At 35.2% G+C, this 2166-nt stretch carries 2 protein-coding genes; both read right to left on the bottom strand.

Annotated elements, in window-relative coordinates:
- Positions 1-64: 64 nt before the first annotated feature.
- Complete coding sequence (locus BFA01S_RS21330; RefSeq protein ID WP_066235625.1) at positions 65-931, bottom strand: metallophosphoesterase; 867 nt, start codon at positions 929-931, stop codon at positions 65-67.
- Between the two features lie 392 nt (positions 932-1323).
- The gene (locus BFA01S_RS21325; protein WP_066235624.1) at positions 1324-2115 is read right to left on the bottom strand and encodes a cytochrome c oxidase assembly protein; all 792 of its coding nucleotides are present in this window, start codon (positions 2113-2115) and stop codon (positions 1324-1326) included.
- Positions 2116-2166 lie beyond the last annotated feature (51 nt).

Here is a 2166-nt window from a genome sequence, read left to right as displayed (position 1 = left end):
CCCCACTGATGGAAGTTTCACTTTATTTGTATAAGCTTTGACTTCAATGCTGTCAAAGCTTATATTAGTTTTTCCCTTTTTGCAAGGTAAACACAGTTATTTCAGGTTTGCAAAAAAAGCGAAATGGTAGTCTTGTCATACCGAGACCGCGATTAACATATACTTTCATTTGATTCACATCATACATTCCTTCTGTATAAACGGAAGCGAAGGGCGGAGTAATAAGCGGTCCATAAAAAGGAAGCTGGATTTGTCCCCCATGGCTATGTCCTGAAAGCTGTAAATCCACCGGATAATGCTTTGATTGTATTGCTGCATCTGGTTCATGTGCCAAAAGGATAGAGAAGAGTCCCTCGTTTAATTTGCCTAATGTCTTTTCATAATTAGGTAGGCCGAGCATTAAATCATCAATTCCAGCTATTTGAATCATACTTCCATCTCTTAAAGTGATTCTTTTTACTTCGTTTTTTAATAGATTAAATCCAGATGCCTCCATAATATCTTTGTAAATATCTGTTCCATACCCACCGTGATCATGATTTCCATAGATGGCGAATTTCCCTACTGAGGCTGATAATGTTCTTAAAACTGGAGCAACTTGTTTATATGCCCTGTATTGATTTGGTTTGTCTATTAAATCACCAGTAAAAATAAGCAGATCAGGTCCTAAATCATTAATTTTTGCAACAATTTTTTCAAGTCGTGATAATGGATAAAATTCACTTAAATGCGTATCACTGAATTGAACAATTTTTAACCCGTTAAAACCAGCTGGGATTTTAGGATGTGTAAACGTAATTGGTGTTATATCTAAAAGAGAAGGTTCTATAAATCTTGCATATGAATAACCGCCAGCGGCAGTTAATAAGCCTGCGAAAGATAAAGAAAGGATGCCTTTTAAAAAGGATCTTCGTGAATATGTCTTTGTCATAGCAACCTACCAATCTATTATGAAAATTTATTTATATAAATATATATTAAAAATTTGAAGTTCGATTTTAACTCAGATGTATATAATTATAACATTTAATACGGCTACATTATATGCCTGTACTTTAATTGTAAAGTAATCGTTATATAAGCCAAATTACTATTCTAGGATATAGGTTTGGAAATGTTGGCATTGTTTAGTAACTATCTAGATGTTACTTCATTTTTCCATATAAGCTAATAAAACTAAGTTGATTTTGGCTCATCCATTTGCAGGCTTCCCTTTTTATAAATTAGAGCAAGATGAGCCAAAAATCGAGCGCTACATTAAGTTTTTATGAAGTATATATTTGAATTTTCTTAAAGTATCCTTAGTTATTGATAAACGATTAATTATTTACTTGCAGTCGGTTTTACAAATGCTCTGGACCCAGCTGATTTGAACCAATGCAGACATAGGATAAAGATTAAAATAATATCAATGGCATCTCCGCCATAGTACATGATCATTCCTCCGGTTTCTGCTTGTGCTGCAGGTACATGGGCGGGGGGATTAGCATAAATATATTTAGATAAAATGCCGTGTCCAGCTAAGGCAATCACGAATATAATCGAGCGGTACATATAGCTTGTTCTATGCGGCACAGGGTCAATGAAAATCATGGATATCGTAAAAAGATAGCCTGCAATAAATACATGGATATGGATAAAAAGATGGAGTACTGTATTTCCATGCATCATGCTATATAAGTTGGTTGTGTATAGTATCCATAATCCGCCAATATTTAATAGAGAAGTGATAGCTGGATCACTTATAATCCGCATAGTTTTACTTTTTAATATATATGTAAAACGCCTTGCTAAAGTTATAGGGATAGTGCGCAAAAGAAGAGTCATAGGCGCAGATAGTGCGATAAGAAGCGGAGCGAGCATGCCAAGGAGCAAATGGCTTAACATATGGGCGGTAAAGTCTGTATGCCCAAGATCAGCTAAAGGTCCAGCAACCGCAATAATGGCACATAATATTCCAACAGTACCGTATATGATACGATAAAAAGGCCATTTTCTGTAACGTTGATTTGAGATAACTACAGCTGAAATATAAAAAATTAATCCGAACAAGAAGGGCAGAGCTAACAGTGTTTGGGGAGTGATATAGTTAAATGATTCAAGGGCGTTAATCATTGGAAATTCCCTCCTAAGTATTATTTTATCCCAGCCTTAACGGGCAGTAAG

The sequence above is a fragment of the Metabacillus fastidiosus NBRC 101226 genome (assembly GCF_001591625.1).
Classification (GTDB): Bacteria; Bacillota; Bacilli; order Bacillales; family Bacillaceae; genus Metabacillus; species Metabacillus fastidiosus.
The sequence above is the reverse complement of the archived record's forward strand: the minus strand, read 5'-3'. Positions and strand labels throughout refer to the sequence as shown.